This is a genomic window from Actinomadura sp. NBRC 104412 (assembly GCF_030269515.1).
GTDB lineage: Bacteria > Actinomycetota > Actinomycetes > Streptosporangiales > Streptosporangiaceae > Spirillospora.
The window spans coordinates 41,070-63,919 of record NZ_BSTM01000033.1 but is presented as its reverse complement, the minus strand read 5'-3'; the positions used below and the strand labels follow the sequence as shown (position 1 = coordinate 63,919).

Sequence of the window (22,850 nt, the reverse complement as noted above, 5' to 3'; positions counted from 1 at the left end):
GTCATGGCGGTGACCGTCTCCAACCGGGCCGCGGCCGGGGTCTACGCCGACACCTCCGGGCCCGTGCTGGTGGAGCTGCTGGAGGACCTGGGCTGCCAGGTGGACGGGCCCGTGGTGATCCCCGACGGCGAGCCGGTCGCCGAGGTGCTGCGGGACGCGGTGGAGCAGGGCTACGACGCCGTGGTCACCTCGGGCGGCACCGGCCTCACCCCCACCGACCGGACGCCGGAGATGACCCGGCTGGTGATCGAACGCGAGATCCCCGGGATCGCTGACGCCATCCGGATGGAGGGACGCGACAAGGTGCCGGCCGCGATCCTGTCGCGCGGCCTGGCCGGGGTCGCGGGCCGCACGCTCATCGTGAACCTGCCCGGGTCGACCGGCGGGGTCCGCGACGGCATGGCCGTGCTGGGACGGGTCCTGGCGCACGCCGTCGACCAGATCAACGGCGGCGACCACCCGAGATCGCCCACGGCCTAGGCGCGCAGGACCTCCGCGAGCAGCCCCACCTGTTCCGGATCCGGGTCGCACGGGAACAGCAGCAACTCGTCGCACCCCGCCTCCGCGTAGGCCGCGACCGCGTCCTGTACGGCGGCGGGGCTGGTCAGCGAGGACGCGACGACCTGCTCGATGCCCGCCGCCCCCTCGGTGGCGTAGTGGTCGCCCAGGAACGCCTCTGCGTTCTGGCGGGCACGCGGCCCGAGCGCGAAGTAGGGCTGGGCCATCAGCCGGGGCGTGCCGTCGCGTCCCGCCGCCTCCCAGGCGCGCCGGACGCCCTCGGAGCCCCGCCGGAACGAGCCGACGCCGCGGCTTCCCGCGATCCAGCCGGAGCCCCAGCGCGCGATCCTGGCGAACGTCCGCTCGTTCCCGCCGCCGAAGACGATCCGGGAGCGTCCCAGCCCCGGCGCGGGACCGATCGGCCCCGCCGTGCCGCGCCTCTCGCCCGCCCAGACGCGGGTCATCTCGTCCAGCATCGCGTCGAACCGCGCGCCGCGTCCCGCGAACGGCACCCCGGACGCGGCGTAGTCGTCCTCGTAGCCGCCGACCGCCATGCCCAGCACCAGCCGCCCGCCGGACAGGTGGTCCACGGTCGCGGCCTGCTTGGCCACCAGGGCGGCGTTCACGCGGAACGGCACCAGCAGGATCGAGGTCATGAGCCGGATCCCGCGGGTGACCGCCGCGACCGCGCCCAGCGTGACCAGCGGCTCGGTGTTCCCGTACACGAGCCGGTCGATCGCCGCGAGCGTGCTGAAGTCCCGCTCCTCGGCGGCCACCGCCCAGCCCAGGATCCGCTCGGGCCCGGCGCCGGGAATGGTGGACGGCAGCCCGATACCGATGTCCATCAGCTCTCCGCCGGGGTGGTCTCCAGTCCCAGCTCCGACACGATGGCGGCGACCGTCTCCTCCGGCGTGCCGGTGTTCGCGACCGTGACCACACCCTCGTCCGGCGTGGGACGCTCCAGGTCGCGGAACTGGCTGTCGAGGAGGCCGGGACGGAAGAAATGCTCCCGGCGCCTCTCCATCCGCCGCGCGATCACGTCGTGGCCCTCGTCCAGGAACACCCGCGCGACGCCCGGCCGCCCGCCGGCGAGCGCCTCCCGGTAGCGGCGCTTGAGGCCGGAACAGGTCACCACGGCGGGCGCCGCCGACTCCAGCCGCCCCCCGATCCACTCGGCGATGGACCGCAGCCAGGGCTCCCGTTCGGTGTCGGTGAGCGGGATCCCCGCGCTCATCCGCGCGATGTTGCCCGGCGTGTGGAAGTCGTCGGCGTCGGCGAAATCCCAGCCCAGCCGCTCGGCCAGACGCGCCCCCACGGTGGTCTTGCCGCTACCGGACACCCCCATGACGATGATGACGAGGGTCTCGGCCACGTCAGGTCTTCACGACCGGGCTGCCGGACAGGGCCACGCCCGCCGACTTCAGCTCGCTCAGGGCCCGCTCGGTCGTCGTCGGCGACACCCCCGCGGTGAGGTCGAGCAGGACGGTGGTCGTGAGCCCGACCCTGGCCGCGTCCACTGCCGTCGCGCGGACGCAGTGGTCGGTGGCGATGCCGACGATGTCGACGCTGTCCACGTCGTGGTCGCGCAGCCACTCCTCCAGCGGCACGTCCTGGTCGGAGACCGCCTCGAACCCGCTGTACGCGGCCTCCTGCCGTCCCTTGCTGAACACCGCCTCGATCGGCCCCAGCGACAGGTTGGGGTGGAAGTCGGCGCCCTCGGTGCCGATCACGCAGTGCGGCGGCCAGCTTTCCTCGAAGTCGGGCGTGTCGGAGAAGTGCGAGCCCGGGTCGAGATGGAAGTCCCGGGTCGCCACGATGTGGTCGTACTCGTCCCCCCGCGCGGCCACGTACTCGGAGATGGCCCGCGCCACGTCCGCGCCCCCCTCGACGGCCAGCGACCCGCCCTCGCAGAAGTCGTTCTGCACGTCAACGATGATCAGAGCCTTGCCCATGGTCGACTCCTCGTTCCCCATTCCCCTTGTGACGCTACCCCACGGGGGCCTCAGCGCCGCGGACCGCCGTCGAGGAACTCGGTGGGGAGGGCGGGCTCGCCCTTGGAGAGCTGGAGCGCGGTCGCGGGCAGCTCCCGCACCGCCCGGGCATGGCGTTCCCTGGCCGCCTCCAGCGTCTCGCGGCCGACCACCGTCCCGTCCTGGATGAGCGGGACGTGCAGGAGGCGGTCGCGCGGCCCCGGCGTGGGCTCGCCCGTGGTGAGCACCTCGGAGTACGCGGTGCCGCGCGCGTCGAAACGGCGGATCGCGGCCTTGCGCCCGCCCCGCGTCGGCTTGCCCGCCGAGCGCTTGGCGACGGAACGCATCGGCGCGTCGTCCTCCGGCCCGTCCGACCGCGCCACCAGTTTGTAGACCAGCGAGGCCGTGGGCGCGCCCGAGCCGGTGACCAGGGCCGTCCCCACCCCGTAGCCGTCCACGGGCGCGGCCGCCAGCGCCGCGATGCCGTACTCGTCCAGGTCGCCGGTGACCACGATGCGGGTGTCGTGGGCGCCCAGCTCGTCGAGCTGCGCGCGTACCCGCCGGGCCATCACGCCCAGGTCGCCGCTGTCGATCCGGACCGCGCCCAGCGACGGCCCCGCCAGCTCGACGGCGGTGCGCACGGCCCGCTCGACGTCGTAGGTGTCGACCAGCAGGGTCGTGCCCTGCCCGAGCGAGGCGAGCTGTGCCTCGAACGCGTGCCGCTCGCTGTCGTGCAGCAGCGTGAACGCGTGCGCGCTGGTCCCCGCCGTGGGCACGCCGTAGCGGCGGCCCGCCTCCAGATTGGACGTGGTGGCGAAACCCGCGACGTACGCGGCGCGCGCCGCGGCTATCGCCGCCCGCTCGTGGGTGCGCCGGGACCCCATCTCGATCAGCGGCCGTCCCTGCGCCGCCTGCACCATCCGCGAGGCGGCCGAGGCGATCGCGCAGTCGTGGTTGAGGATGGACAGCACGACCGTCTCCAGCATGACGGCCTCGGCGAACGTCCCCTCCACCACCAGGATCGGCGATTCCGGGAAATAGCACTCGCCCTCGGGATAGCCCCAGACGTTCCCGGTGAACCTGAACTTCTCCAGCCATGCCGTCGTGGTCTCGTCCACCACCCCGCGGGCGCTCAGGAACTCCAGCGCCGCCTCGTCGAACGAGAACGCCTCGATCGCGTCCAGCAGGCGACCCGTTCCGGCGACGACGCCGTACCTGCGCCCGTTCGGCAGATGCCGCGCGAACACCTCGAACACCGCGCGCCGGTCGGCGGTGCCGCTGTTCAGCGCGGCCTGGAGCATGGTCAGCTCGTACTGGTCGGTCAGCAGCGCGGTGCTTCCGCCAAGCTCGCCAAGGTCCACACCTGGAACCCTAAAGGGCGCGTCGCGCGTACTGCCTAGGGGGAGGCGGCGCGTGCGGCACGCGGGCCGGGCGTGCACCATGGAGGAAGACGATGATCCGATGGTGTCCGATGAGGAGTGCGAGGAGAGCGGGCCCATGAGCGGCATGAGCATGAGCACCGCACCCGCGCCGGTCGAGCTGGACCGGCCGGACGTCGGCGAGGACCGGAGCGCGGACCGTCCGTGGCTGGCGATCGTCTGGAACGACCCGATCAACCTGATGTCCTATGTCACCTACGTCTTCCAGACCGTCTTCGGATACCCCAAACCGAAGGCGGAGAAGCTCATGCTCGACGTCCACCACAAGGGCCGCGCGGTCGTGGCCAACGGGACCCGCGAGGAGATGGAGCGCGACGTCGAGATCCTTCATTCCTACGGGCTGTGGGCCACCGTGAAGCGCGATGACTGAGTCCGCGGCGACCCGGCCCGGTGACCTGTGAACGTCACCAAGGCCGGCGGCGCCCTCCGGGGGGCACGAGGGGTCCGTATCCGGCTGGAGCCCGAAGAGGCCGCCCTGGTACGGGTGCTCATGGAACAGATGCTGGAGTTGCTGGGCGAGCGGCCGGGCGAGGGCGACGAGCTGGCCGCGCTGGGCATCGCGGACAAGGCCGCCAAGCCCGACGACCCGGTGCTGGCGCGGCTGTTCCCCGACGCCTACCAGGACGACGCGGCGGCCGTGGAGTTCCGCCGCTACACCGAGATGGGCCTGCGCGACGGCAAGCGGGACGCGGCCGCCACGGTGCTGGGCGCGGTCGGCGACACGCGGAAAGGCGCCGACGTCATGCTCGACCAGGAGCAGGCGCAGGTGTGGTTGCGCGCGCTCAACGACGTGCGGCTGGCCCTCGGCACCCGGCTCGACATCACGGAGGAGTGGTACGAGGAGGCCGCCGCCCTGGACCCGAACGACCCGCGTACCCCCATGTTCGCCGCCTACGACTGGTTGACCATGTTCCAGGAGTCCCTCGTCCGCGCGTTGTGGTGAGGCGCGCCGGGCCGCGTACCGCCCGGATGACCGCGTCCGGCCACGGCGTCGGCGTGGATTGCTACGCTATGTCCCGACGCCGTCGCTTTCGGTGTTGATATTTTGATCGGATGACGATCTCATCGGCCCTGAGGGCGGTCGGGCGGATGGAGCGCGGCGATCACCTCTGCCTGGCCTATGTCGACGCCGACGAGCGCCGGTCGGTGCTGTTCTCCTACGTCAGGGACGGCCTGGCCGCCGAACACAAGATCGTCTACCTGGCGGACCAGGAGAGCCCGCACGTCCTGCCGGTCTGTCTGCGGCCCCGTCCCGCCAGGCTCGAAACCCTGCCGCAGGCCGCCGGGCTCGACCTGGCCGCCGCGCTGGACGACGGCCGGCTGGTGATCCGGACCGTCGCGGAGGTCTACCGGGGCACCCGCGGGTTCCGGCCCGGCGAGACGATGGGCCTGCTCGCCACCGAGACCGAACTGGCGCTGCTCCAGGGCCACCGGGGGATCCGGCTGACCGGCGAATGGCCGCTGCTGCCGCCCGCCCCCGCGACCGGGCGTCCCGTCGACCTGGCCGCCGAGGCGGAGTTCCTCGCCCGGCGCGTGGCCGCGTGCGAACGCCGCGTCGAACCCGTCCTGCGCGGCGCCCGCATCGTGGCGATGATGCTGTGCCAGTACGACCGGCGCCGCCTCCCCGCGCCCCGGCTGGAGCGGATGGAGTCCCACCACCACGCGCGGGCACGCGCCGACGACCTGTACGACGACGGGTCGCTCCGCGTCACACCGCTCTTCAGCCCGCCCGGTCTCGCGCTGACCGGGACGCTCGACGCCGCCACCAGGCCCGCGCTCGACCGCGTACTGCGGGTCCTGCCCCCGGGCGCCGGGCTGGTCTGCCTCGACCTCTCCGGGCTCCACTCCTGCGACGAGGAGGGCCTGCGCCGGATCGTGGAGGCCGGGCGCACCAGCGGCGGCCGCCAGCGGCAGGTGCTCCTGCGCGGCGTCCCGCCCCGGCTCGCCGGGATGCTCCGGGCGACCGGCCTGGAACGGGCGCCCGGCGTCTCGATCGGAGAGCCCGCCCACTAGCCCACTAGAAGGCCCCGCTCCACGTGCGGGTACCCTTCGGCTCATGCTGACGATCGAGCGTTCCCTGGTTGACAAGATCGTTGCGCATGCGCGCGCCGACCACCCCGACGAGGCATGCGGGCTGCTCGCCGGGCCGGAGGGCTCCGACCGCCCCACCCGGTTCATCCCGATGACCAACGCGCAACGGTCGCCGACCTACCACGACTTCGACTCCGGAGAGTGGATCAAGGTCGACAGGGAGATGAGCGACCGGGACGAAGAGATGATCGTCCACTACCACTCGCACACCTCGACCGAGGCGTACCCGTCCCGCACCGACATCGACTACCTGCGCTCCCCGCTGGCCGACCCGCGGGTGCACCGGGTGATCGTCTCCACCCGCGACCCCGAGGAGATCGAGTTCCGCTCCTACCTCCTGGTCGACGGCGAGGTCGTCGAGGAGAAGGTCGAGATCGTCGACTCGTACTCGTGAGGTCGCGTGAGGTCGCGTGAGGCGCCCCGGCATGCGGCCCCGCGCCAGGGCGGACGCGAAACCAGGCACCGGTAAACTGGCCCGCATGCGGAGCGGCGAGCAGCGCGAGGGGACCGGGCGACACCGGGCGGTCGCGCCGTGCTCGGTGCCGCCGGTGCAGAGCTTCCTCTTCGGCCATTCGCGTGCCGAGGTCGTCTACGACTGTCGCTGACGCGCGCCACGGGGACGCCGAACGCTCCCCACAGCCCGGAATTCCCCCGCGCCCCGCCCTGTTGTGATGCCGTGGGCGGGGAGCCCGTACGACCGAAGGAGATCTTCGCGATGGCGATCGAGGTCCGGATCCCGACGATTCTGCGCAACCTCACCGGCGGTGCCAAAGCCGTCGAAGGCAAGGGTGGCACGCTCGACGAGCTCTTCTCCGACCTGGACACCCGGCACCCCGGCCTCCGGGACAGGCTGGTGGACGACAAGGGCCTGCGCAAGTTCGTCAACGTGTACCTCAACGACGAGGACGTGCGGTTCCTCGGCGGCCTGGAGACCGAGCTGTCCGACGGCGACAGCGTCACCATCCTCCCCGCCGTCGCCGGCGGCTGAGCCGGAACCCACGACGCCATGCGTTTCGACTCGCTGCTGGAGTCGCTGGGCCGCACCCCGCTGGTGGGCCTGCCCCGGCTGTCCCCCGGCCCCGACGTGCGGCTGTGGGCCAAACTGGAGGACCGCAACCCCACCGGCTCGGTGAAGGACCGTCCCGCCTTCTGGATGATCAACAAGGCGGAGAAGGACGGGCTGCTCAGCCCCGGCTGCACCATCCTGGAACCCACCTCCGGCAACACCGGCATCTCCCTGGCCATGGTCGCCAAACTGCGCGGCTACCGGATGGTCTGCGTGATGCCGGAGAACACCTCCGCCGAACGCCGCCAGCTCCTGCGCATGTGGGGCGCGGAGATCATCTCCTCGCCCGCGGCCGGCGGCTCCAACGAGGCGGTCAGGGTGGCCAAGCGGCTCGCCGCCGAACACCCCGACTGGGTGATGCTCTACCAGTACGGCAACGAGGCCAACACGCTGGCGCACTACGAGACGACCGGCCCGGAGATCCTCGACGACCTGCCCTCGGTGACCCACTTCGTCGCCGGCCTCGGCACCACCGGCACGCTGATGGGCGTCGGCCGCTACCTGCGCGAACGCGTCCCCGACGTGAAGATCGTCGCGGCCGAGCCCCGGTACGGCGAACTCGTCTACGGGCTGCGCAACATCGACGAGGGCTTCATCCCCGAGCTGTACGACGAAACCGTCCTCACCACCAGATTCTCCGTCGGCTCGAAGGACGCCCTGCGCCGCACCCGCGAACTCCTGGAACACGAAGGCATCTTCGCCGGCATCTCCACCGGCGGCGCCCTCCACGCCGCCCTCGGCATGGCGCGCAAAGCCATCAAGGCGGGAGAGCGTGCCGACATCGTGTTCGTTGTGGCCGATGGCGGGTGGAAGTACCTCTCGACGGGCGCCTACGGCGGCACCCTTGAGGAGGCAGAGGCAAGCCTAGAAGGCCAACTCTGGGCGTAGCCATGTGGGGGGCGACCCCCCACACCCCCCGGTGCGGGGTCAGCGATCCCCGCCGCTCGCCTTGACGGCTCGCGGCGGTGACCGCTGACCCCGGGTAGGGGCTCCGCCCCTACGACCCCGGCAGGGGGCTCCGCCCCCTGCACCCCCTTTGGGGCTGTGACATGTGTGGGGGGGCGACCCCCCACACCCCCCGATGCGGGGTCAGCGATCCCCGCCGCTCGCCTTGACGGCTCGCGGCGGTGACCGCTGACCCCGGTCAGGGGCTCCGCCCCCGACACCCCCGGCAGGGGGCTCCGCCCCCTGCACCCCCGTTGGGGCTCCGCCCCTTGCCCCCGTTTGGGGGCTTTGCCCCTTGCCCCTGTTTGGGGGCTTTGCCCCTTGCCCCCGTTGGGGGCTGGTGGGGGCTGGGCGTGGTGAAGATTTTTGCGCGGCTTATACTCGAACGCGGTTCTAGTACTGGCTTCGCGGCGTGGACGGGCAGGTGGGGATGAGCGGGTTCTTGGACGCCACGGCGGTGAAGCAGGTCGCGGACGGCCGGTATGAGGTCGAGCTGGACGGCGGGTATGTGATCGGGACCGCTCTGAACGGCGGTTACCTGATGGCCGTGCTGGACAAGGCCGTCGTCGCGGAGTCACCGCACGAGCATCCGTTGTCCACCGCCGCCACCTTTCTGCGGCCGGCCGCGGCGGGGCGGGCCGAGGTTCTGGTGGAGACGGTCAAGGTGGGGCGTACCGCCGCCACCGCGCGGGCGTCGCTCGTTCAGGGCGGGGAGCGGCTGGTGGAGGCCCTGATCGTCACGGGGACCCTGGGGGAAGGCGGGGAGCACGAGTGGAGGGGGGAGCCGCCGGTTCCCGCGCTGCCGCCCATCGAGAGTTGCCCGGAGTCGATGAAGCAGGGGCCCGCCCGGGTGCGGGGGTTCGCCGACCGGGTGGACATGCGGTTCGACCCGTCCACCATGCGGTGGCTGGACGGGGAGCCCAGCGGCAGGCTGGAGCTGCGGTCCTGGTTCCGGATGGCGGACGGGACGGAGCCCGACCCCTACGTGCTGGCCGTCGCCGTGGACGCGCTGCCGCCGGTCGCGACGAACATCGGGTCCACCGGGTGGGCGCCCACCGTGGAGATGACCTGGCATCTGCGTGAGCTGCCGGCGCCCGGTCCGCTGGCGCTGTACGGGAGCGGGCGGCTGGTCAGCGGCGGGTGGTTCGACGAGGAGGTCGAGGTGTGGGACTCGGCCGGAAGGCTGGTCGCGCAGAGCCGGCAGCTCGCCCGTCTCTCGCGCGCCGCAAGGGGTAGCCGCGTTTCAGTCATGTGACCATGTGATGTACGACGCATGACACGCTTCTGCGGCGGGATCTCGCCTAGCCTTGTGGACCATGTCGGAATCTTTCGGCACGCGTTCGCCCGACGCGCCGATCGGCATCTTCGACAGCGGGTTCGGAGGGCTGACCGTGGCCCGCGCGATTCTCGACCAGCTGCCGCACGAGCCGGTCATCTATCTGGGTGACTCCGCGCGCCAGCCGTACGGGCCGCGCCCGATCGCGCAGGTCCGCGCGTACGCGCTGGAGATGCTGGACCAGCTCGTCGCCGAGGGTGTGAAGATGCTGGTGATCGCCTGCAACAGCGCCAGCTCGGCCATGCTGAGGGACGCCCGCGAGCGCTATGACGTGCCGGTGATCGAGGTGATCAACCCGGCCACCCGGCGGGCCGCTCGTGCCACCCGTAACGGCAGGGTCGGGCTGATCGCCACCCAGGCCACCGTGACCAGCAGGGCGTACGAGGACGCCTTCGCCGCCGCGCCGCACATCGAGCTGGTGGCTGCGGCCTGCCCGCGTTTCGTGGAGTACGTGGAGCGGGGCGTCACGATGAGCGATGAGCTGCTGGAGGACGCACGCGAGTACCTCGCGCCGATCATCGAGGCCGGGTGCGACACGCTCATCCTGGGGTGCACCCACTACCCATTGCTAACCGGTGTGATCTCGTATGTCGTCGGCGACGGGGTCACACTGGTCTCAAGTGCCGATGAGACCGCGAAGGACGTCTATCGCGTGCTGCACGACCGTGGAATGGCCCGCGCGGAAGCCCTGCCGCCCCCCGCGCACCGGTTCCGTGCGACCGGAGACCCCGCCGTGTTCGCAGCGCTCGGCCGCCGTTTCCTCGGACCGGAGATCGGTTTCGTGGAGGCCATGGAGCACACGGCTCTGATCACCTGATTCCTCGGGGACATCAAGAGGAGGAGTGAGCGTGCGGGTCACTGTGATCGGCTGCTCGGGCAGCTTCCCGGGGCCGGACAGCCCCGCGTCCTGTTACCTGGTCGAGGCGGAGGGCTTCTCCCTGCTTCTCGACCTGGGCAACGGGGCGGTGGGAACGCTTCAGCGCTTTCACGACGTGCTGGACATCGATGCGATCTGCATCACCCACCTGCACCCCGATCACTGCCTCGACCTGTGCGTCTACTGGATCGCCCGCACCTACTGCCCCGGCGGTCCCGCGCCCAGGATCCCCGTGTACGGGCCCACCGGCACCGCCGACCACATGGTCAAGGCGTACGAGCTGGAGCCGAATCCCGGGATGTTGGACACCTTCGACTTCCGGCCGCTGGAGCCGGGGCCGGCCACGATCGGGCCGTTCACGGTGACCACCGCGCTCATGAACCATCCCGTGGAGGCGTACGGGCTGCGGATCGAGCACGGCGATCGCACGCTGACCTACTCGGGCGACAGCGGCCCCTGCCCCGAGCTGGTCGATCTGGCCCGCGGCGCCGACCTCTTCCTCTGCGAGGCCGCGTTCGTCCAGCGTCCCGGGCTGCCCCCCGACATGCACCTCACCGGACGGGAGGCGTCCGACCACGCGTTCAAGGCGGGCGTCAGCACCCTCGTCCTCACCCATCTGCTGCCATGGAACAGCCCGGAGCAGACGCTCGCGGAGGCCAGGAAGGGCGACTTCCGCGGCCCGATCGAGCTGGCCCGGGTCGGCGCCGTCTACGAGGTCTAGCGCGGCGACCGGACCTCCGGCGCGGGCTCGTTCGGAGTGCGGAGGCTGGACGTGCGCAGGGACTGCTCGGTCAGCGCCGCCAGCACGCCGCCCACCAGCGGCGCCACGATGAACAGCCAGACCTGTGACAGCGCCGTCGAGCCGCCGAACAGGGCCGGTCCGATCGAGCGGGCGGGGTTGACGGACGTGCCGGTCAGCGGGATCCCGATCAGGTGGACCAGCGCCAGCGTCAGGCCGATGGCCAGGCCGTCGAAGGCGTACACGTCGTTGCCGCGGGTCACCATCAGCCAGACCAGCACCAGCATGAACGTCATGATCACTTCCAGCAGGAACGCCCCGCCGACATTGATCCGTTCCCCGTAGCTGTTGGCGCCGTTCACCTGCATCTCCACCGCGCCGGCGGTGGAGATCAGCCGGATCACGCCCATCCCGATGAAGCCGCCGATCACCTGCGCGACGATGTAGACGCCGGCCTCGGTGGCCGAGATCCGCCTGGCCACCAGGAACCCGACGGTCACCGCCGGGTTCAGGTGGGCGCCCGAGACCGGGCCGATCGCGTACAGGAGCGTCAGCAGCACCAGCCCGAACGCCAGCGCCACCCCGAGCGTGCCGATCTGCGCCAGGCCGAAGACGGCGGCGCCCACTCCGAAGAACACCAGCAGCGCGGTTCCCGCCGCCTCGGCGATATATCTGTTCATTGAGCCCATCCCCCCGGTCACGACTCAATGAGTGTGATTACCGTCCGGAGCTGGATCAACCATGGGACGCGGGTCGCCGGTGGAGGGGGATGGAGGCGGCGCGGTGTCCAAGGCCCTAGGGTGGGTCCCATGGCCCGACCCGACGATCGCGCACCCGATCAGCTCCGTCCCGTCCGTTTCCAGCGCGGCTGGCTCGACCACGCCGAGGGATCGGTGCTGATCGAGTTCGGCGGCACCCGGGTGCTGTGCGCAGCGTCCGTCCAGGACTCGGTGCCCCGCTGGCGCCGCGACAGCGGCCTCGGCTGGGTCACCGCCGAGTACGCGATGCTGCCCCGCGCCACCAACACCCGCAACGACCGCGAGTCGGTCAAGGGCAGGCTCGGCGGCCGCACCCAGGAGATCTCCCGGCTGATCGGCCGGTCCATCAGGGCCTGCGTCGACTACAAGGCGCTCGGGGAGAACACCGTCCAGCTCGACTGCGACGTGCTCCAAGCCGACGGCGGCACCCGCACCGCCGCGGTCACCGGCGCCTACATCGCGCTGGCGGACGCGGTGGAGTGGATGCGCAAACGGGGCCTGTGCAAGGGCGACCCGCTGATCAACTCCGTCGCGGCGGTCAGCGTGGGCGTCGTGAAGGGGCAGCCGCGGCTCGACCTGTGCTACGAGGAGGACGTGGCCGCCGAGACCGACATGAACGTGGTCTGCACCGGCGACGGCCGGTTCGTCGAGGTGCAGGGCACCGCCGAGGGCGTCCCGTTCGACCGTGCCGAGCTGGACGCGCTGCTCGACCTGGCCGCCGGCGGCTGCGCGGAGCTCACCCGCCTGCAGAACGAGGTTCTGGGCCGGTGACCGGCGTGCGGACGATCGTCCTCGCCTCGCGCAACAAGAGCAAGATCGCCGAACTGGAGCGCATCCTCAGCGGGCAGGGGGTCGAGGTGGTCGGCCTCGACGGCTTCCCGGACGCCCCCGAGGTGCCGGAGACCGAGCTGACCTTCGAGGGCAACGCGCTGCTGAAGGCCAGGGCGATCGCCGCCGCCACCGGCCTGCCCGCCGTCGCGGACGACTCGGGCCTGTGCGTGGACGCCCTGAACGGCATGCCGGGCGTGCTGTCGGCCCGCTGGTCGGGCCGGTTCGGCGACGCCTCGCCCGACAAGGACGAGGCCAACCTGCGGCTCGTCCTCGACCAGCTCGCCGAGGTCCCCGACGAGCACCGCGGCGCGCACTTCGTGGCCGCGGCTGCGCTGGTGGTGCCGTCCGGCGCCGAGCATGTCGTGGAGGGCCGCATGCACGGCCGGATCATCCGCGCCCCGCGCGGCACCGGCGGCTTCGGCTACGACCCGATCTTCGTCCCGGACGACGAGACCCGCACGTCCGCGGAGCTCACCCCCGAGGAGAAGGACGCCATCAGCCATCGAGGCCGGGCCTTCCGCGCCCTCGCGGGGTTGCTGCCGGGGGCGCTGGGCTCGGCGCGCCGCTGAGCGGTCAGGCGCCCAGGCGTACGCCGGGGAGCATGTGCCAGCCCACGGCGTCCATGATGCCGCGGAGGTGCGGCGGCATGCGGTCAAGAACGATGGCGCGGTCGTGCAGGGGACGGGCCGCCGTGTCGGCCAGGATGTTGAGGGCGCCGAGATCCATGAAGACGAGCCCGGACATGTCCAGATGGAGCTCGCCGTCCTTGGCGTGGGCACGGGCGGTGCCCAGCACCCGGACCAGGGCGGAGTGCCGGAAGGCGTCCAACTCCCCGGTGAAGGCGAGCCCCGGCGGGTGGAACGTGCGGTCGATCCGGAGGACGTCGTCCTCGAACTCGGGGTCGGCGGCGACGGCGCCGCCGTGCAGCGCGCCCAGCGCGTCCAGGTCGGCGGGACCGCAGCGGCGCCGGTCGACCTGGCAGACGGCGATGACCTGAGCGGACTCGCCGACCAGGAGGTCGAGACCGCGCTCGAACTCGGACAGCGACTCCAGGCCCTGGGGATGGTCCAGTGCCCAGGAGAGGTCCGCGACGATCCGCACGCCCCGGTGGCCCTGCCGCATGGCCTGGGCGGTCGCGTCTTTCACCCAGGTCAGCAGCGCCTCGGGCGCGAGCCCCGACCCGTTGCGCCCGGCGGGGACGGTCCGGCCGGGAGCGTGGACGACCTTCTCCCCGGAGTCCAGGCCCGCGCGGGTGAACGCGCCGACGACGTGGCTGCGCTCCTCAGGGCTCTCGTACGCGAGCCAGCAGTGGTCCCCGGGACGCAGTTCGCCGACCGGCCTCCGAATGGACCAGAGGGTCTCCATGACGCCTCCCCAGGGGCTCGCCGACCCCTTCCAGGGTACGGCCGGGGACCGCCGGGATGCGGGGACCGGCAAGGGTTTTCGTCGCTATCTGAAACTTTCCGTGGCTTCGGGTTTCGTCCGCGACCTGCGTCAACGCCGGACGTGGAGGCGGACGAACGTCCCGTCCCAGCCCGCCCGCAGCTCCATCAGATCCACCAGCAGCCGTACCGTCCACAGCCCGAAGCCCCGTTCCAGGGCGGAGTCGGGCGGGACGAAGCCGACCAGCGGCCCGGCGTGCCACAGGCCGTTGTCGCCGACCTCGCACAGCAGCTCCGGCCCGTCCGCCCACACCCACGCGCCCATCGGCGGTGATCCGTGCCGCAGCGCGTTGGCGGCGACCTCGTTGGCGGCGGTGACCAGGTGCTGCGCCGCCTGCGGGTCCAGGCCGTGCCGGAGAGCGCGTTCGCCGACGAAGGCGCGGAGGCCGTGCAGGTCGTCCGAGGTGATGGCGTAGTAGTCGGCGCCCCGCGGACGGCCGAAGGCGCGAGCGCGGTCACACCGCCCGCCGAACACGGCGGGCTCGACGTAGTCGGCGTTGCGCACCGTGCGCCCGCGGTCCTCCAGCAGGGGGTGGGTCTGCCGCGCGTGATCGATGATCCGCTGGGGCAGCCCGTCCATGTCGTACGGGCACAGCGCCCGCGCGTCGGCGTCGCCGAACACCACGTTGATCAGCGACTCGTAGCGGGCCCACTCCACGGTCTGCCGGGGCGTCCAGCCTCCCCAGACCGTCTCGGCCAGCGCGCGCACGCTGCGCGGCCTCTTCGACAGCAGGAGTTCCTGGTAGCTCTTCAGCGTCCGCACCGGATGCTGGTAGAAGGCATCGGAGTCGTGGAACTCGATCGTCTCTCCGTACGGTGCCAGGACGTCGCGCAACGCGCCCAGTGCGGGCTCGCGAACGACCACGATCACCGCCTCGTCCGCCTCCACGCCCTCGGCGATGTACGGCACCGACACCGACAGGAAGTGCTCGATGCCGCCGTACAGAAAGGCCCTGTGCTCCAGCGTCATCAGATGGCGCCCCCGAACCGATCGGTCGGTGTCGCGGGCCGCCGGCCACGGGCGATGCCGGGCAGGCGGTGCCGGCCGACCATGTCGATCACGGCCTCGACGGCGGGGGTCAGGCCGTCGAGGAGGATCCGCACGCCGTCCGGGCCGTTGGCGTGCAGGGTCAGCAGGTGCAGGCCGCCCAGGTCGATGAAGGCGAGCCGGGACACGTCCAGATGGACGACGCGGCGCCCGGCCGAGGCCCTGGCGAGCGTGTCGGCGAACACCGTGTGCCGCGCGGAGTCCAGCTCGCCCTCGACCCGCAGGCCGGGCGGGTCGAAGGTGCGCACGATGGTCAGCACCTCGTCGCTGAACTCCGGGTCGACCTCCACCAGCACCTCGTGCGTGTCGCGCAGCGCGGCCAGCTCGTCGGGCGGGCAGGCGCGCCGCTCGATCTGGCAGATCGCCATGGCCATGGTGGACGGCGCGACCGCGTTGCCCATCCGGTGCTCGCAGCCCACCACCTGGCCGAGGTCGTGCCGGCGGGGGCCGCGCAGCAGCCAGCTGTGGTCGGTGGTGATCCGTACCGCCCGGAAGCCCTGGCCGAACGCCTCGCCGCTCTCCCGGTCGATGGTCTCGGCCATCTTCTCCGGGACGAACCGGCCGCGCCCGTCCAGGCAGGCGTCCCGGTGCCCGATCACCCGGAGCTGCCGCGAGCCGAGGAAGGTCTTCAGCTCGGCTCCGGTGCGGGTGGCGACGCCCGGCAGGGTCTCCGGCTCGGCCTCGGTGACGTAGACGATCTTCTCGCCCGTGTCCAGTCCCTCGCCGACGAAGCCGCCGATCACGAGATCGCGCTCCTCCGCCCCCGAGTAGGCCAGCCAGGCATGATCACCCGGCCGTACGTCCTTCACCGGGCGTTTGGCGAACCAGTTGGTCTCCATTGCGCGTCCATGGTGGGCGGCGAGGTCACGTCAAGCGTACGCCCGCGAGCGCGGAGTCGCAGCCGTACCGTGGTGCCCCGTTCACCGGTGCGGATCTGGACGAGCGAGCACAGCAGGCGCACCGCCCACAAACCGAACCGTCCGGGGGCGTCCGTGCCGGGCGTGGCGCCGCGCGGCGGGAGCAGCCCGGCGTCGGCGCCCGCCCTCCATCGGCCGCGGTCGGCGACCTGGCAGACCAGGGAACGGTCGTCCGGGTCGGTCCACAGCGTCAGGACGATCGGCGGCGCGCCGTGCCGCACCGCGTTGGTCACCACCTCGGTGACCGCCACCAGCAGGCGTTGCAGGTGCTCGTCGCAGACCTGGGCGCGCTCGGCGAAGTCGGCCACGTACTGGCGCAGCCAGTACAGGTCCGGCCGGTCGAGCGGGATCCGGTCGGCCCCGGGCGGCGGGTCGGGCAGCGGCTCGGCGTCGCAGCGCTCGCTGAACGTCCAGGGGTCCAGATAGCCGGGAGTGGCCACGGACCTGGTGCCCTTGACCGTCTCCGGATGGGTCTGCCGGGCCGCCGCGATGACGCCCGCGGGCAGCGTGCGCGAGTACGGGCACAGGAACGCGGCCCCGGTGCCCTCGTACGCCAGAGTGGTCAGGGCCTCGGCGCGCTGCCATTCCAGCACCTCGGCGTGGGGACGTCCCGTCCAGGTGGGCTCGGCCAGCACCCGCAGCCGCCGCCCCTCCCACAGCGCCGCCTCAGCGTGATGCAGGGTGTCGGCCATCGCCCGCGGGGGGTGGGTGTACCAGTCGGAGGGGTCGGCGAACTCGACCTCGTCGGCGGCGGCGCCGAGCGCGTCCTCCAGGATCATGCGGCTGCCCAGCGGTGTCACCGCCAGCACGCGGTCACCCGCGTCGATCCCTTCGCGCAGGAACGGGACGGCGCCCGCGAGATAGCCCTCCATGCCGTCATAGGGCAGCACGCGATGGGTGACCGGTTCGCTCACGACTCCACCCTGACGATCGCCACCGTGCCCGGAACCCGTCCAGCCTAGGCTTCCCCGTCACGGCCGGAAAGGGCCGGGGGCGAAAGGTATGTCGGGGTCCTGCGCGCGAACGCTAAGCTGTGCTGGCCCGCATACCCAGCGGACGTGGCGAAATAGGCATACGCGGCAGGTTTAGGTCCTGTTGGTGGCGACACCGTGGGGGTTCGAGTCCCCCCGTCCGCACTCGGCCAGTGCTCATTGAGGGCTCGGCGAGGGCTTATCGGGGGCTCGTTCAGCTTCCCAGCCCCAGGTCCCGGCGCAGGCGGTCGACGTGGCCGGTGGCGCGCACGTTGTAGTACGCCTTCTCGATCCTGCCCTCGGCGTCGATGAGGAAGGTGGACCGGATCACCCCGACGACCACCCTGCCGTACAGCTTCTTCTCGCCGTACGCGCCGTACTCCTGGAGGACCTTGGCGTCGGGGTCGGAGAGCAGGGGGAAGGTCAGCCCCTCCTTCTCCCGGAACTTGGCGAGCTTGCGCGGCTCGTCCGGGGAGATGCCCACCACCGTGACGCCCGCGGCCTCCAGTTCCGGCAGGCTGCCCTGGAAGTCGACCGCCTCCTTGGTGCAGCCGGGGGTCAGCGCCGCGGGGTAGAAGTAGAGGATCACGCGCCTGCCCCGCAGCGATGTCAGGCTCACCGTGGCGCCGTCGGCGTCGGACAGTTCGAAGTCGGGGGCGACGTCGCCGGGCTCCAGCCTTTCGGACACCGGGTACCGCCTTTCTCAGTGATGGATCGCGTCCAACCGTACCCACAACTTCGCAAGGGACGATCCGTCGGATCCGGCACCGCCGAGGCCGTGCGGGCGTTTCCGGCGAAGACCTGCAAGACTGTTCGGATCATGTGCCGCGCAGGCCACTGGACGTACGCCCGACGATAAGGAACAGGCATGGCTGACAGGTCCCGCGATCCGGAGACGCTGGAACGGCGGATCGAGCGCACCCGCCTGGAGCTCGCCCAGACCATCGACGAGCTGGCCCAGCGGGTCAGCCCGAGCAACGTGGCGCAGCGCGGCGCCGAGCGGCTGAAGGAGGAGGCGGGTCAGGTCGCCAGGGCGGTCGGCGCGATGATGAGGCCGTCCGACGGCACGGGACCCGAGAAGGACGACGAGCCGGGGCAGGGCGGACCCGACCCGCGGGTGGTCGCGGCCGTGGGGGTCGGCGCCGCGGTGGTGGTCACCGCCCTGGTGGTCTGGAGGAGGCGGCGCAGGCGCCGTTGACCAGCCGGTACGGGGCGCCGCGCCGTTCCCGGCGGGACGGGCGCGCCCGCGCGAGCAGGTCGGCGACCGCGCGCAGCTCGGCCAGCTCCGCCCGGCACGGCCCGCACCGGGCCACGTGCGCGCGCAACTCGGCGGCCTCGGTGCCGGCGAGCCGCCCGATGGCGAGGACGCCGAGCCCGATCCGATAGTCGCCGCAGTCGCTTGCTGCTCCCACGTAAGGCAATACGTGTTCTGGCCTTGGGATGTTCACGGGACCCTAGGCGAACTGCGGGAGGTGCGCGCGGTGCGCGGCCAGTCCCTCGTCCAGGATCTTTTCGGCGGTGTGCTTGCTCTGGACGAACGGGTGCGCCATGAGCGCCTGAAGGGCGGTGCGCCGCGATCCGGTGACGGCGGCGTCGGCGGCCAGCCGCTCGTACTCGTGGATCGCCTGGGTGAGCCCGCGGACGGGACGGGGCAGCGGCCCCATGGACAGCGGCACCGGTCCCGAACGTCCGACCAGCGCGGGGACCTCGACGATCGCCTCCGGTTCCAGCGAGGCGATCGCGCCGCCGTTCACCGTGTTGACGATCATGCGGCGGCGCTCGTCGCGGTGCAGGGCGCAGATCACGTCCACCGCGAACTCGCCGTGCTCGCCGCCGCCCCGCTCCCGGCTGGGATCGGGGTCCGGCTTGGCCGCCTCCGCCCGGATGCCGTCGTAGTACGCGGGCAGCATGGCCTGGATGTCCTCGGCGCGCGTGGTGCCCTTCTCGCGCAGCTCGCGGACGACGTCGTCGTGGAAGAAGTAGTACTTGGCGTAGGAGTTGGGCAGGAAGCCCAGTGCCTTGGCCAGCTCCGCCATCCGTGCCGGGTCGCGCCACGGGGTCGCTCCGCCGCCGGGGACCTCCATGGCGTCCAGGAGGGCGGGCAGGTCGAGTTCGAGGCCGTCGAGGCGGAGCCGCTGCGCCCAGGTGGCGTGGTTGAGGCCGATCCAGTCCGCCTCGAGCCGGTCGAGCGGGAGCCCGAGCAGGCCGGCCCACATCTCGGTGTCGCCGACATGCTGGTCGCACAGCCCGATGACGCGGGCGCCGGAGTGGCGGGTGACGGCGTCTGTGACCACGTTGGTCGGGTTGGTGTAGTTGACGATCCACGCGCCGGGATCGGCCGCCGCCGCGATCGCCATGAGCACCGGGACGGAGCGGCACGCCATCAGGAACCCGCCGGGGCCCGCGGTCTCCTGGCCCACCACGCCGTGCCGGAGCGGGATCGACTCGTCCAGGTGCCGGGCGGCCATCCCGCCGGGCCGGAACGTGGTGAGGACGTAGGACGCGCCGTCCAGCGCGGGCTTCAGGTCGGTGTGCGTGGTGACCGTGAACGCGGCGCCCCGGGCGGCGAACATCCGCCGGGCGAGACCCGCCATCAGCTCCAGATGATCGGCGTCGAGGTCGTGGCAGGCCACCTCGGTCCCGTCCAGGTCGGCGGCGCGGTGCAGCAGCCCGCGGATGATCCCGGGCATGTATCCGCTGCCCGCCCCGATGATCGCCAGCTTCATCGCACGGCCCCCATGCGCAGGGTCGGCTCGGCGCGGGTGACCGAGTCGGGCCCGCTCTCCAGCTCGGTCTCCGGGATGTACGGGACGACGAAGGCGTACTGCTCCAGCACCTCGGCCGGCACCTCACCCGACTCGCCGAACGCGGCGATCTCCCCCCAGCAGGGCGCGCCGAGCGAGCCGCTGCGGTGCCGTACCGACAGCCCCGCGCACAGGTTGGCGAAGCGCAGCCGCTGTTCGAGCGGCCATCCGGCGAGGGTGCCGAACACGAATCCGGCGGCGAACACGTCGCCGGCGCCGGTCGGGTCGAGCGCCGTGACGGGCAACGCGGCGGCGTGGGCGCGCTCGCCGGTGGATGAGTCGATCGCGCTCGCGCCGCCCGCTCCCTGCTTCACCACGACCACGGGGACCCGTTCGGACAGCGCCTTCAGGGCGTCGTCGGGCGTGCGGGTACGGGTGTAGGCCATCGCCTCGACGGCGTTGGGCAGGAACACGTCCACGTCCTTGAGACGGTCCAGGACGTCGGTCGACCAGGTCTCGGTGGGGTCCCATCCCAGGTCGGCGAAGACCAGCGCGCCGGTCGCGCGCAGCGCCAGGGCCCACTCGGGGACGGGACGCTCGATGTCGACGAAGCAGGTCGCGGCGCGGGGCAGCGGGGACGACGCCGTGGCGACCAGGTCGCCGGAGGGCGGCGGCAGCGGCCGGGTGTAGGTGACCATGCTGCGGTCGGAGGCGTAGGCCAGCGACACCGTCACCGGGGTGGACCATCCGGCGACCTGCCGCGCCCAGCGCAGGTCGACGTTCTCCTGCTCGGACAGCGTCCGCCACAGGTAGGCGCCGAACATGTCGTCGCCGAACGCGGCGGCGAGCCCGGTGCGCAGTCCGAGCCGGCTCATCGCGACGGCGATGTTGGCGACGCCGCCGGGCGCCGAGCCGAGCCCGTCGGTGACCAGCTCGGTGCCCGGCGGCGGCAGCCCCGGCAGCCCCGTGAAGATCATGTCCATGAAGACCTGGCCGGTCAGGAACACGTCCAGATCGCGCTGTGCCGTCCCGGGGTCCTGGCGTCTGTGCAGGAGGTCCCCGGCCGGCCCCCGCTCGGCGCAGGGGTCGGTGAGCGGCGGAAGGGGCGGTTCGGATTCCGGCAGTCCCCGTGTCATGTGGTGTCCCCCGTGTGCCGGTGCTAGCTAGCCGAGTTCCGGAGCGGTGGCGGTGAAACGGGCCTCCACCGCGGCCCGGACGATCTGCGTGGCGGGCTCCAGGTCGATCGGCGGCGGCTCGCCCGTGTCGGCCGCGCCGCGGGCCGCCATCAGCGACACGCTCTCGGTGTGCGGGCGGGTGTCCCTGGTCAGCCCCTCGTCCGCCAGCTCCACCAGCCCGGTCAGCCGGGAGCCCAGCGCCTCGGCGTAACTGCGGGCGCGCTCGACGGCCTCGTTCGCCGCCTCCCGCGCCGCCCGTTTGTAGACCTCGCTGTCGCGGCGCAGCCCCCAGTCGGGCCCGTGGACGAAGGTGCGCTCCAGGTCGCCGAGCCTGGTCACCAGCTCGCCGAGCACCGCGAAGTCGGCGACGACCAGCCGGATCCAGACGGTGCCCTGGTAGGCGCGGATCTCGCCCTCCTTGCGCCCCCCGTACCTCAGCCGCGGCGTGATCGACAGCCCGCCGGTGTCCAGCTTTTCGATCGCGTCCCCGTACGACCTGATCAGGTCGAGCGCGGCCTGGTTCCGCTCCGCGAGCCGCTCCAGCGCCGTGCGCCGGTCCCGTTCCTGCGACTGGACGTGCACGGACAGCCGGGCGATCTCCGGCTCCACTTCGAGGACGGCCTCGCCGCGGACCCCGATCAACGGTGCGTCGGTCATACCGGCCAACGTAGCCGCTGGAGCGCGGTCCAGGTCAAAGAAACGTGCCGCCCTCGCCGCGGTAGGTGGGGACGGTCCGGACAAGCCGGTCACCGTCGATCACATGCAGCTCGGCGAACCGCTCGCACAGCTCGCCGGCCTTGGTGTGCCGGAACCACACCCGGTCCCCGACGCGCAGCCGGTCGGCGGCGGGGCCGAGCAGCGGGGTCTGCACCTCTCCCGCGCCCTCGTCGGGGTCGAAGGACAGCCCGGACGGCAGGTACGGCTGGGGCAGCCGCATGGCGTCGCCGGGGCCCGAGGCCAGGTAGCCGCCGCCGAGGCAGGTGGCCACGCCCGGGCCGGGGCGGCGCACGACCGGCAGGGCGAACAGCGCGGCGGGCCGCCCGCTGAAGTTGGAGTAGTGGTCGAACAGGTGCGGCTGGTACAGCCCGGAGCCCGCCGCGATCTCGGTGACGGCCTTCTCCCGGGCGGTGGTCTCCACGCTGCCGGTGCCGCCGCCGTTGACGAACTCCAGGTCCGCCAGCTCCCGGACCGCCTTGACGATCTTCGACCGGCGGATGGCCAGTTCGAGGCGGGACCGGCGTTGCATGGCCTGGATCGCCCGTGCCCGCGCGGGCCTGCCGGGCGGGCGGTCGCCGACGCCCGCGATCTGCGCCTCGTACGCCATGAGCCCGACCAGCCGCAGTCCCGGCCGCTTGACGATCCGCTCGGCGAGCCCGCGCACCTGCTCGGGGGAGTGCAGCGGTGATCGCCGCGCGCCGAACCGCAGCCGCCCGCCCAGCGGCCGGTACGAGGCGTCGATGTCGACGCACACCCGTACCGGCCGCCCGCCCGCGGCCTCCTCGATCAGGTCGAGGTGCGCGTCCGAGTCGACCATCAGCGTGACGGCGGCGGCGGCGCGCTCGTCGGCGGCCAGCGCGGCGATGGCCGTGCGGTCCGCCGTCGGATAGGCGACCAGGATGTCGTCGCTGGTCTCGTGGCGGGCCAGCCACAGCGCCTCGGGGAGCGTGAACGCCATGATCCCCGCGAACCCGTCCATCGCCAGGACCTCGTCCAGGAGGGCGCGGCAGCGCACCGACTTGCTGGCGACGCGGATCGGCTTGCCCGCGGCGCGGCGCGCCAGCCCGGCGGCGTTGGAGCGGAAGGCGTCCAGGTCCACGACGGCCAGGGGGGCTTCGAGCCCGGCGGTCGCGGCGTCGTATCGGTCCCGGAGGTTCATGGGCGTCACAGTGCCACAGTGCGGCGGTGAAGCGAAAATCCCTCGTATTCTTCCTTCGTTCTCGCGCCGGTGCGCCCGTCCCGTCCCGGTCTTCCGCCCACCGGTAAGCCTGCTGGTGAACGGGTGT

28 protein-coding genes and 1 tRNA gene are annotated in these 22,850 nt (G+C 72.3%); 14 read left to right on the top strand and 15 right to left on the bottom strand.

All coding sequences use genetic code 11. The features are described 5' to 3' along the window. Positions 1 to 3 precede the first annotated feature (3 nt). Positions 4 to 480, top strand: a complete 477-nt coding sequence (locus QSK21_RS30305; RefSeq protein WP_285700882.1) for a MogA/MoaB family molybdenum cofactor biosynthesis protein — start codon at positions 4 to 6, stop codon at positions 478 to 480. On the opposite strand, the gene QSK21_RS30300 is transcribed toward QSK21_RS30305, so the two are convergent. Genes QSK21_RS30300 through QSK21_RS30285 form a run of 4 tightly spaced genes read right to left on the bottom strand, consistent with a single transcriptional unit; the run spans position 477 to position 3,769 of the window. Continuing rightward, positions 477 to 1,343 (bottom strand): LLM class flavin-dependent oxidoreductase, encoded by an 867-nt coding sequence (locus QSK21_RS30300; RefSeq protein WP_285700881.1) that lies wholly within the window; start codon positions 1,341 to 1,343, stop codon positions 477 to 479. The two genes, QSK21_RS30305 and QSK21_RS30300, sit on opposite strands and share 4 nt — an antisense overlap. Beyond that, on the bottom strand, positions 1,343 to 1,870 hold the full coding sequence (locus QSK21_RS30295; protein ID WP_285700880.1) for a gluconokinase: 528 nt from the start codon (positions 1,868 to 1,870) through the stop codon (positions 1,343 to 1,345). Before QSK21_RS30295 ends, QSK21_RS30300 begins: the two co-directional genes overlap by 1 nt. 1 nt (position 1,871) lies before the next feature. Then, on the bottom strand, positions 1,872 to 2,450 hold the full coding sequence (locus QSK21_RS30290) for an isochorismatase family protein (RefSeq protein ID WP_285700879.1): 579 nt from the start codon (positions 2,448 to 2,450) through the stop codon (positions 1,872 to 1,874). A gap of 50 nt (positions 2,451 to 2,500) precedes the next feature. Continuing rightward, positions 2,501 to 3,769, bottom strand: a complete 1,269-nt coding sequence (locus tag QSK21_RS30285) for a nicotinate phosphoribosyltransferase (RefSeq protein WP_502871611.1) — start codon at positions 3,767 to 3,769, stop codon at positions 2,501 to 2,503. A 211-nt stretch (positions 3,770 to 3,980) separates the two neighbouring features. Here QSK21_RS30285 and clpS point away from each other — a divergent pair, with 211 nt between their 5' ends. The 9 genes from clpS to QSK21_RS30240 all read left to right on the top strand — a co-directional run bounded on the left by clpS (position 3,981) and on the right by QSK21_RS30240 (position 10,943). Next, positions 3,981 to 4,277 carry an ATP-dependent Clp protease adapter ClpS gene (gene clpS, locus QSK21_RS30280; RefSeq protein WP_285700899.1) on the top strand — a complete coding sequence of 99 codons (297 nt, stop codon included), beginning with the start codon at positions 3,981 to 3,983 and terminating at the stop codon, positions 4,275 to 4,277. 27 nt (positions 4,278 to 4,304) lie between these two features. Further along, the gene (locus tag QSK21_RS30275) at positions 4,305 to 4,850 is read left to right on the top strand and encodes a DUF2017 domain-containing protein (RefSeq protein ID WP_285700876.1); all 546 of its coding nucleotides are present in this window, start codon (positions 4,305 to 4,307) and stop codon (positions 4,848 to 4,850) included. A 110-nt stretch (positions 4,851 to 4,960) separates the two neighbouring features. Continuing rightward, positions 4,961 to 5,920, top strand: coding sequence for an MEDS and STAS domain-containing protein (locus QSK21_RS30270; protein ID WP_285700874.1), 960 nt, complete (start codon positions 4,961 to 4,963; stop codon positions 5,918 to 5,920). Between the two features lie 43 nt (positions 5,921 to 5,963). Further along, positions 5,964 to 6,392, top strand: coding sequence for a M67 family metallopeptidase (locus QSK21_RS30265; RefSeq protein ID WP_285700873.1), 429 nt, complete (start codon positions 5,964 to 5,966; stop codon positions 6,390 to 6,392). Positions 6,393 to 6,713: 321 nt separating this feature from the next. Further along, complete coding sequence (locus QSK21_RS30260; RefSeq protein ID WP_285700871.1) at positions 6,714 to 6,986, top strand: MoaD family protein; 273 nt, start codon at positions 6,714 to 6,716, stop codon at positions 6,984 to 6,986. A gap of 18 nt (positions 6,987 to 7,004) precedes the next feature. Then, the gene (locus tag QSK21_RS30255) at positions 7,005 to 7,952 is read left to right on the top strand and encodes a PLP-dependent cysteine synthase family protein (protein ID WP_285700870.1); all 948 of its coding nucleotides are present in this window, start codon (positions 7,005 to 7,007) and stop codon (positions 7,950 to 7,952) included. A 469-nt stretch (positions 7,953 to 8,421) separates the two neighbouring features. Continuing rightward, on the top strand, positions 8,422 to 9,264 hold the full coding sequence (locus QSK21_RS30250; RefSeq protein WP_352231342.1) for a thioesterase family protein: 843 nt from the start codon (positions 8,422 to 8,424) through the stop codon (positions 9,262 to 9,264). A gap of 61 nt (positions 9,265 to 9,325) precedes the next feature. Continuing rightward, the gene (gene murI, locus QSK21_RS30245) at positions 9,326 to 10,162 is read left to right on the top strand and encodes a glutamate racemase (RefSeq protein ID WP_285700869.1); all 837 of its coding nucleotides are present in this window, start codon (positions 9,326 to 9,328) and stop codon (positions 10,160 to 10,162) included. A gap of 31 nt (positions 10,163 to 10,193) precedes the next feature. Next, a complete protein-coding gene (locus tag QSK21_RS30240) occupies positions 10,194 to 10,943 on the top strand; it encodes an MBL fold metallo-hydrolase (protein ID WP_285700868.1) in 750 nt (249 codons plus the stop codon). Here QSK21_RS30240 and QSK21_RS30235 read toward each other — a convergent pair. Beyond that, the gene (locus QSK21_RS30235; RefSeq protein ID WP_285700867.1) at positions 10,940 to 11,641 is read right to left on the bottom strand and encodes an MIP/aquaporin family protein; all 702 of its coding nucleotides are present in this window, start codon (positions 11,639 to 11,641) and stop codon (positions 10,940 to 10,942) included. The genes QSK21_RS30240 and QSK21_RS30235 overlap by 4 nt on opposite strands. A gap of 129 nt (positions 11,642 to 11,770) precedes the next feature. Here QSK21_RS30235 and rph point away from each other — a divergent pair, with 129 nt between their 5' ends. Both rph and rdgB read left to right on the top strand, forming a co-directional pair. Then, a complete protein-coding gene (gene rph / locus QSK21_RS30230) occupies positions 11,771 to 12,490 on the top strand; it encodes a ribonuclease PH (protein ID WP_285700866.1) in 720 nt (239 codons plus the stop codon). Beyond that, entirely contained in the window at positions 12,487 to 13,119 is a 633-nt protein-coding gene (gene rdgB, locus QSK21_RS30225; protein WP_285700865.1) for an RdgB/HAM1 family non-canonical purine NTP pyrophosphatase, read from the top strand. The genes rph and rdgB overlap by 4 nt, the downstream gene beginning before the upstream one ends. A 4-nt stretch (positions 13,120 to 13,123) precedes the next feature. Here the strand turns inward: rdgB and QSK21_RS30220 are convergent, their stop codons facing one another. From QSK21_RS30220 to QSK21_RS30205, 4 genes are all read right to left on the bottom strand, one after another. Then, positions 13,124 to 13,915 (bottom strand): MEDS and STAS domain-containing protein, encoded by a 792-nt coding sequence (locus tag QSK21_RS30220; RefSeq protein ID WP_285700864.1) that lies wholly within the window; start codon positions 13,913 to 13,915, stop codon positions 13,124 to 13,126. Between the two features lie 129 nt (positions 13,916 to 14,044). Beyond that, positions 14,045 to 14,962 (bottom strand): anti-sigma factor RsbA family regulatory protein, encoded by a 918-nt coding sequence (locus QSK21_RS30215; RefSeq protein WP_285700863.1) that lies wholly within the window; start codon positions 14,960 to 14,962, stop codon positions 14,045 to 14,047. Further along, on the bottom strand, positions 14,962 to 15,879 hold the full coding sequence (locus QSK21_RS30210; protein ID WP_285700862.1) for an MEDS and STAS domain-containing protein: 918 nt from the start codon (positions 15,877 to 15,879) through the stop codon (positions 14,962 to 14,964). The genes QSK21_RS30215 and QSK21_RS30210 overlap by 1 nt, the downstream gene beginning before the upstream one ends. Then, entirely contained in the window at positions 15,846 to 16,871 is a 1,026-nt protein-coding gene (locus QSK21_RS30205; protein ID WP_285700861.1) for an anti-sigma factor RsbA family regulatory protein, read from the bottom strand. The genes QSK21_RS30210 and QSK21_RS30205 overlap by 34 nt, the downstream gene beginning before the upstream one ends. A 138-nt stretch (positions 16,872 to 17,009) precedes the next feature. Here QSK21_RS30205 and QSK21_RS30200 point away from each other — a divergent pair. Further along, positions 17,010 to 17,093 (top strand) — tRNA-Leu (locus QSK21_RS30200). A 49-nt stretch (positions 17,094 to 17,142) separates the two neighbouring features. Here QSK21_RS30200 and bcp read toward each other — a convergent pair. Next, positions 17,143 to 17,616 (bottom strand): thioredoxin-dependent thiol peroxidase, encoded by a 474-nt coding sequence (gene bcp / locus QSK21_RS30195; RefSeq protein WP_285700860.1) that lies wholly within the window; start codon positions 17,614 to 17,616, stop codon positions 17,143 to 17,145. A 180-nt stretch (positions 17,617 to 17,796) separates the two neighbouring features. Here bcp and QSK21_RS30190 point away from each other — a divergent pair, with 180 nt between their 5' ends. Further along, positions 17,797 to 18,126 carry a DUF3618 domain-containing protein gene (locus tag QSK21_RS30190; protein ID WP_285700859.1) on the top strand — a complete coding sequence of 110 codons (330 nt, stop codon included), beginning with the start codon at positions 17,797 to 17,799 and terminating at the stop codon, positions 18,124 to 18,126. Here the strand turns inward: QSK21_RS30190 and QSK21_RS30185 are convergent. Genes QSK21_RS30185 through QSK21_RS30165 form a run of 5 tightly spaced genes read right to left on the bottom strand, consistent with a single transcriptional unit; the run spans position 18,083 to position 22,723 of the window. Then, positions 18,083 to 18,340: an anti-sigma factor gene (locus QSK21_RS30185; RefSeq protein WP_285700858.1), complete on the bottom strand. Its 258-nt coding sequence runs from the start codon at positions 18,338 to 18,340 to the stop codon at positions 18,083 to 18,085. The genes QSK21_RS30190 and QSK21_RS30185 overlap by 44 nt on opposite strands. Before the next feature lie 42 nt (positions 18,341 to 18,382). Continuing rightward, the gene (locus QSK21_RS30180; protein ID WP_285700857.1) at positions 18,383 to 19,654 is read right to left on the bottom strand and encodes a family 4 glycosyl hydrolase; all 1,272 of its coding nucleotides are present in this window, start codon (positions 19,652 to 19,654) and stop codon (positions 18,383 to 18,385) included. Next, positions 19,651 to 20,808, bottom strand: coding sequence for a carbohydrate kinase family protein (locus QSK21_RS30175; protein WP_285700856.1), 1,158 nt, complete (start codon positions 20,806 to 20,808; stop codon positions 19,651 to 19,653). Before QSK21_RS30175 ends, QSK21_RS30180 begins: the two co-directional genes overlap by 4 nt. 27 nt (positions 20,809 to 20,835) lie before the next feature. Next, positions 20,836 to 21,504, bottom strand: a complete 669-nt coding sequence (locus QSK21_RS30170; protein WP_285700855.1) for an SIMPL domain-containing protein — start codon at positions 21,502 to 21,504, stop codon at positions 20,836 to 20,838. A gap of 34 nt (positions 21,505 to 21,538) precedes the next feature. Next, positions 21,539 to 22,723, bottom strand: a complete 1,185-nt coding sequence (locus QSK21_RS30165) for an amino acid deaminase/aldolase (RefSeq protein ID WP_285700854.1) — start codon at positions 22,721 to 22,723, stop codon at positions 21,539 to 21,541. Between the last annotated feature and the right edge of the window lie 127 nt (positions 22,724 to 22,850).

What these genes read in the sequence shown, in the direction of transcription:
- QSK21_RS30255 (WP_285700870.1), top strand. Translation starts at nt 7,005, where the DNA reads ATGCGTTTCGACTCGCTGCTGGAGTCGCTGGGCCGCACCCCGCTGGTG.
- QSK21_RS30270 (WP_285700874.1), top strand. Translation starts at nt 4,961, where the DNA reads ATGACGATCTCATCGGCCCTGAGGGCGGTCGGGCGGATGGAGCGCGGC.
- QSK21_RS30220 (WP_285700864.1), bottom strand. Translation starts at nt 13,915, where the DNA reads ATGGAGACCCTCTGGTCCATTCGGAGGCCGGTCGGCGAACTGCGTCCC.
- QSK21_RS30235 (WP_285700867.1), bottom strand. Translation starts at nt 11,641, where the DNA reads ATGAACAGATATATCGCCGAGGCGGCGGGAACCGCGCTGCTGGTGTTC.
- murI (WP_285700869.1), top strand. Translation starts at nt 9,326, where the DNA reads ATGTCGGAATCTTTCGGCACGCGTTCGCCCGACGCGCCGATCGGCATC.
- QSK21_RS30305 (WP_285700882.1), top strand. Translation starts at nt 4, where the DNA reads ATGGCGGTGACCGTCTCCAACCGGGCCGCGGCCGGGGTCTACGCCGAC.
- QSK21_RS30165 (WP_285700854.1), bottom strand. Translation starts at nt 22,723, where the DNA reads ATGAACCTCCGGGACCGATACGACGCCGCGACCGCCGGGCTCGAAGCC.
- clpS (WP_285700899.1), top strand. Translation starts at nt 3,981, where the DNA reads ATGAGCACCGCACCCGCGCCGGTCGAGCTGGACCGGCCGGACGTCGGC.
- QSK21_RS30180 (WP_285700857.1), bottom strand. Translation starts at nt 19,654, where the DNA reads ATGAAGCTGGCGATCATCGGGGCGGGCAGCGGATACATGCCCGGGATC.
- QSK21_RS30190 (WP_285700859.1), top strand. Translation starts at nt 17,797, where the DNA reads ATGGCTGACAGGTCCCGCGATCCGGAGACGCTGGAACGGCGGATCGAG.
- QSK21_RS30170 (WP_285700855.1), bottom strand. Translation starts at nt 21,504, where the DNA reads ATGACCGACGCACCGTTGATCGGGGTCCGCGGCGAGGCCGTCCTCGAA.
- QSK21_RS30300 (WP_285700881.1), bottom strand. Translation starts at nt 1,343, where the DNA reads ATGGACATCGGTATCGGGCTGCCGTCCACCATTCCCGGCGCCGGGCCC.
- rph (WP_285700866.1), top strand. Translation starts at nt 11,771, where the DNA reads ATGGCCCGACCCGACGATCGCGCACCCGATCAGCTCCGTCCCGTCCGT.
- QSK21_RS30285 (WP_502871611.1), bottom strand. Translation starts at nt 3,769, where the DNA reads ATGCTCCAGGCCGCGCTGAACAGCGGCACCGCCGACCGGCGCGCGGTG.
- QSK21_RS30290 (WP_285700879.1), bottom strand. Translation starts at nt 2,450, where the DNA reads ATGGGCAAGGCTCTGATCATCGTTGACGTGCAGAACGACTTCTGCGAG.
- QSK21_RS30215 (WP_285700863.1), bottom strand. Translation starts at nt 14,962, where the DNA reads ATGACGCTGGAGCACAGGGCCTTTCTGTACGGCGGCATCGAGCACTTC.
- QSK21_RS30260 (WP_285700871.1), top strand. Translation starts at nt 6,714, where the DNA reads ATGGCGATCGAGGTCCGGATCCCGACGATTCTGCGCAACCTCACCGGC.
- QSK21_RS30265 (WP_285700873.1), top strand. Translation starts at nt 5,964, where the DNA reads ATGCTGACGATCGAGCGTTCCCTGGTTGACAAGATCGTTGCGCATGCG.
- QSK21_RS30210 (WP_285700862.1), bottom strand. Translation starts at nt 15,879, where the DNA reads ATGGAGACCAACTGGTTCGCCAAACGCCCGGTGAAGGACGTACGGCCG.
- QSK21_RS30175 (WP_285700856.1), bottom strand. Translation starts at nt 20,808, where the DNA reads ATGACACGGGGACTGCCGGAATCCGAACCGCCCCTTCCGCCGCTCACC.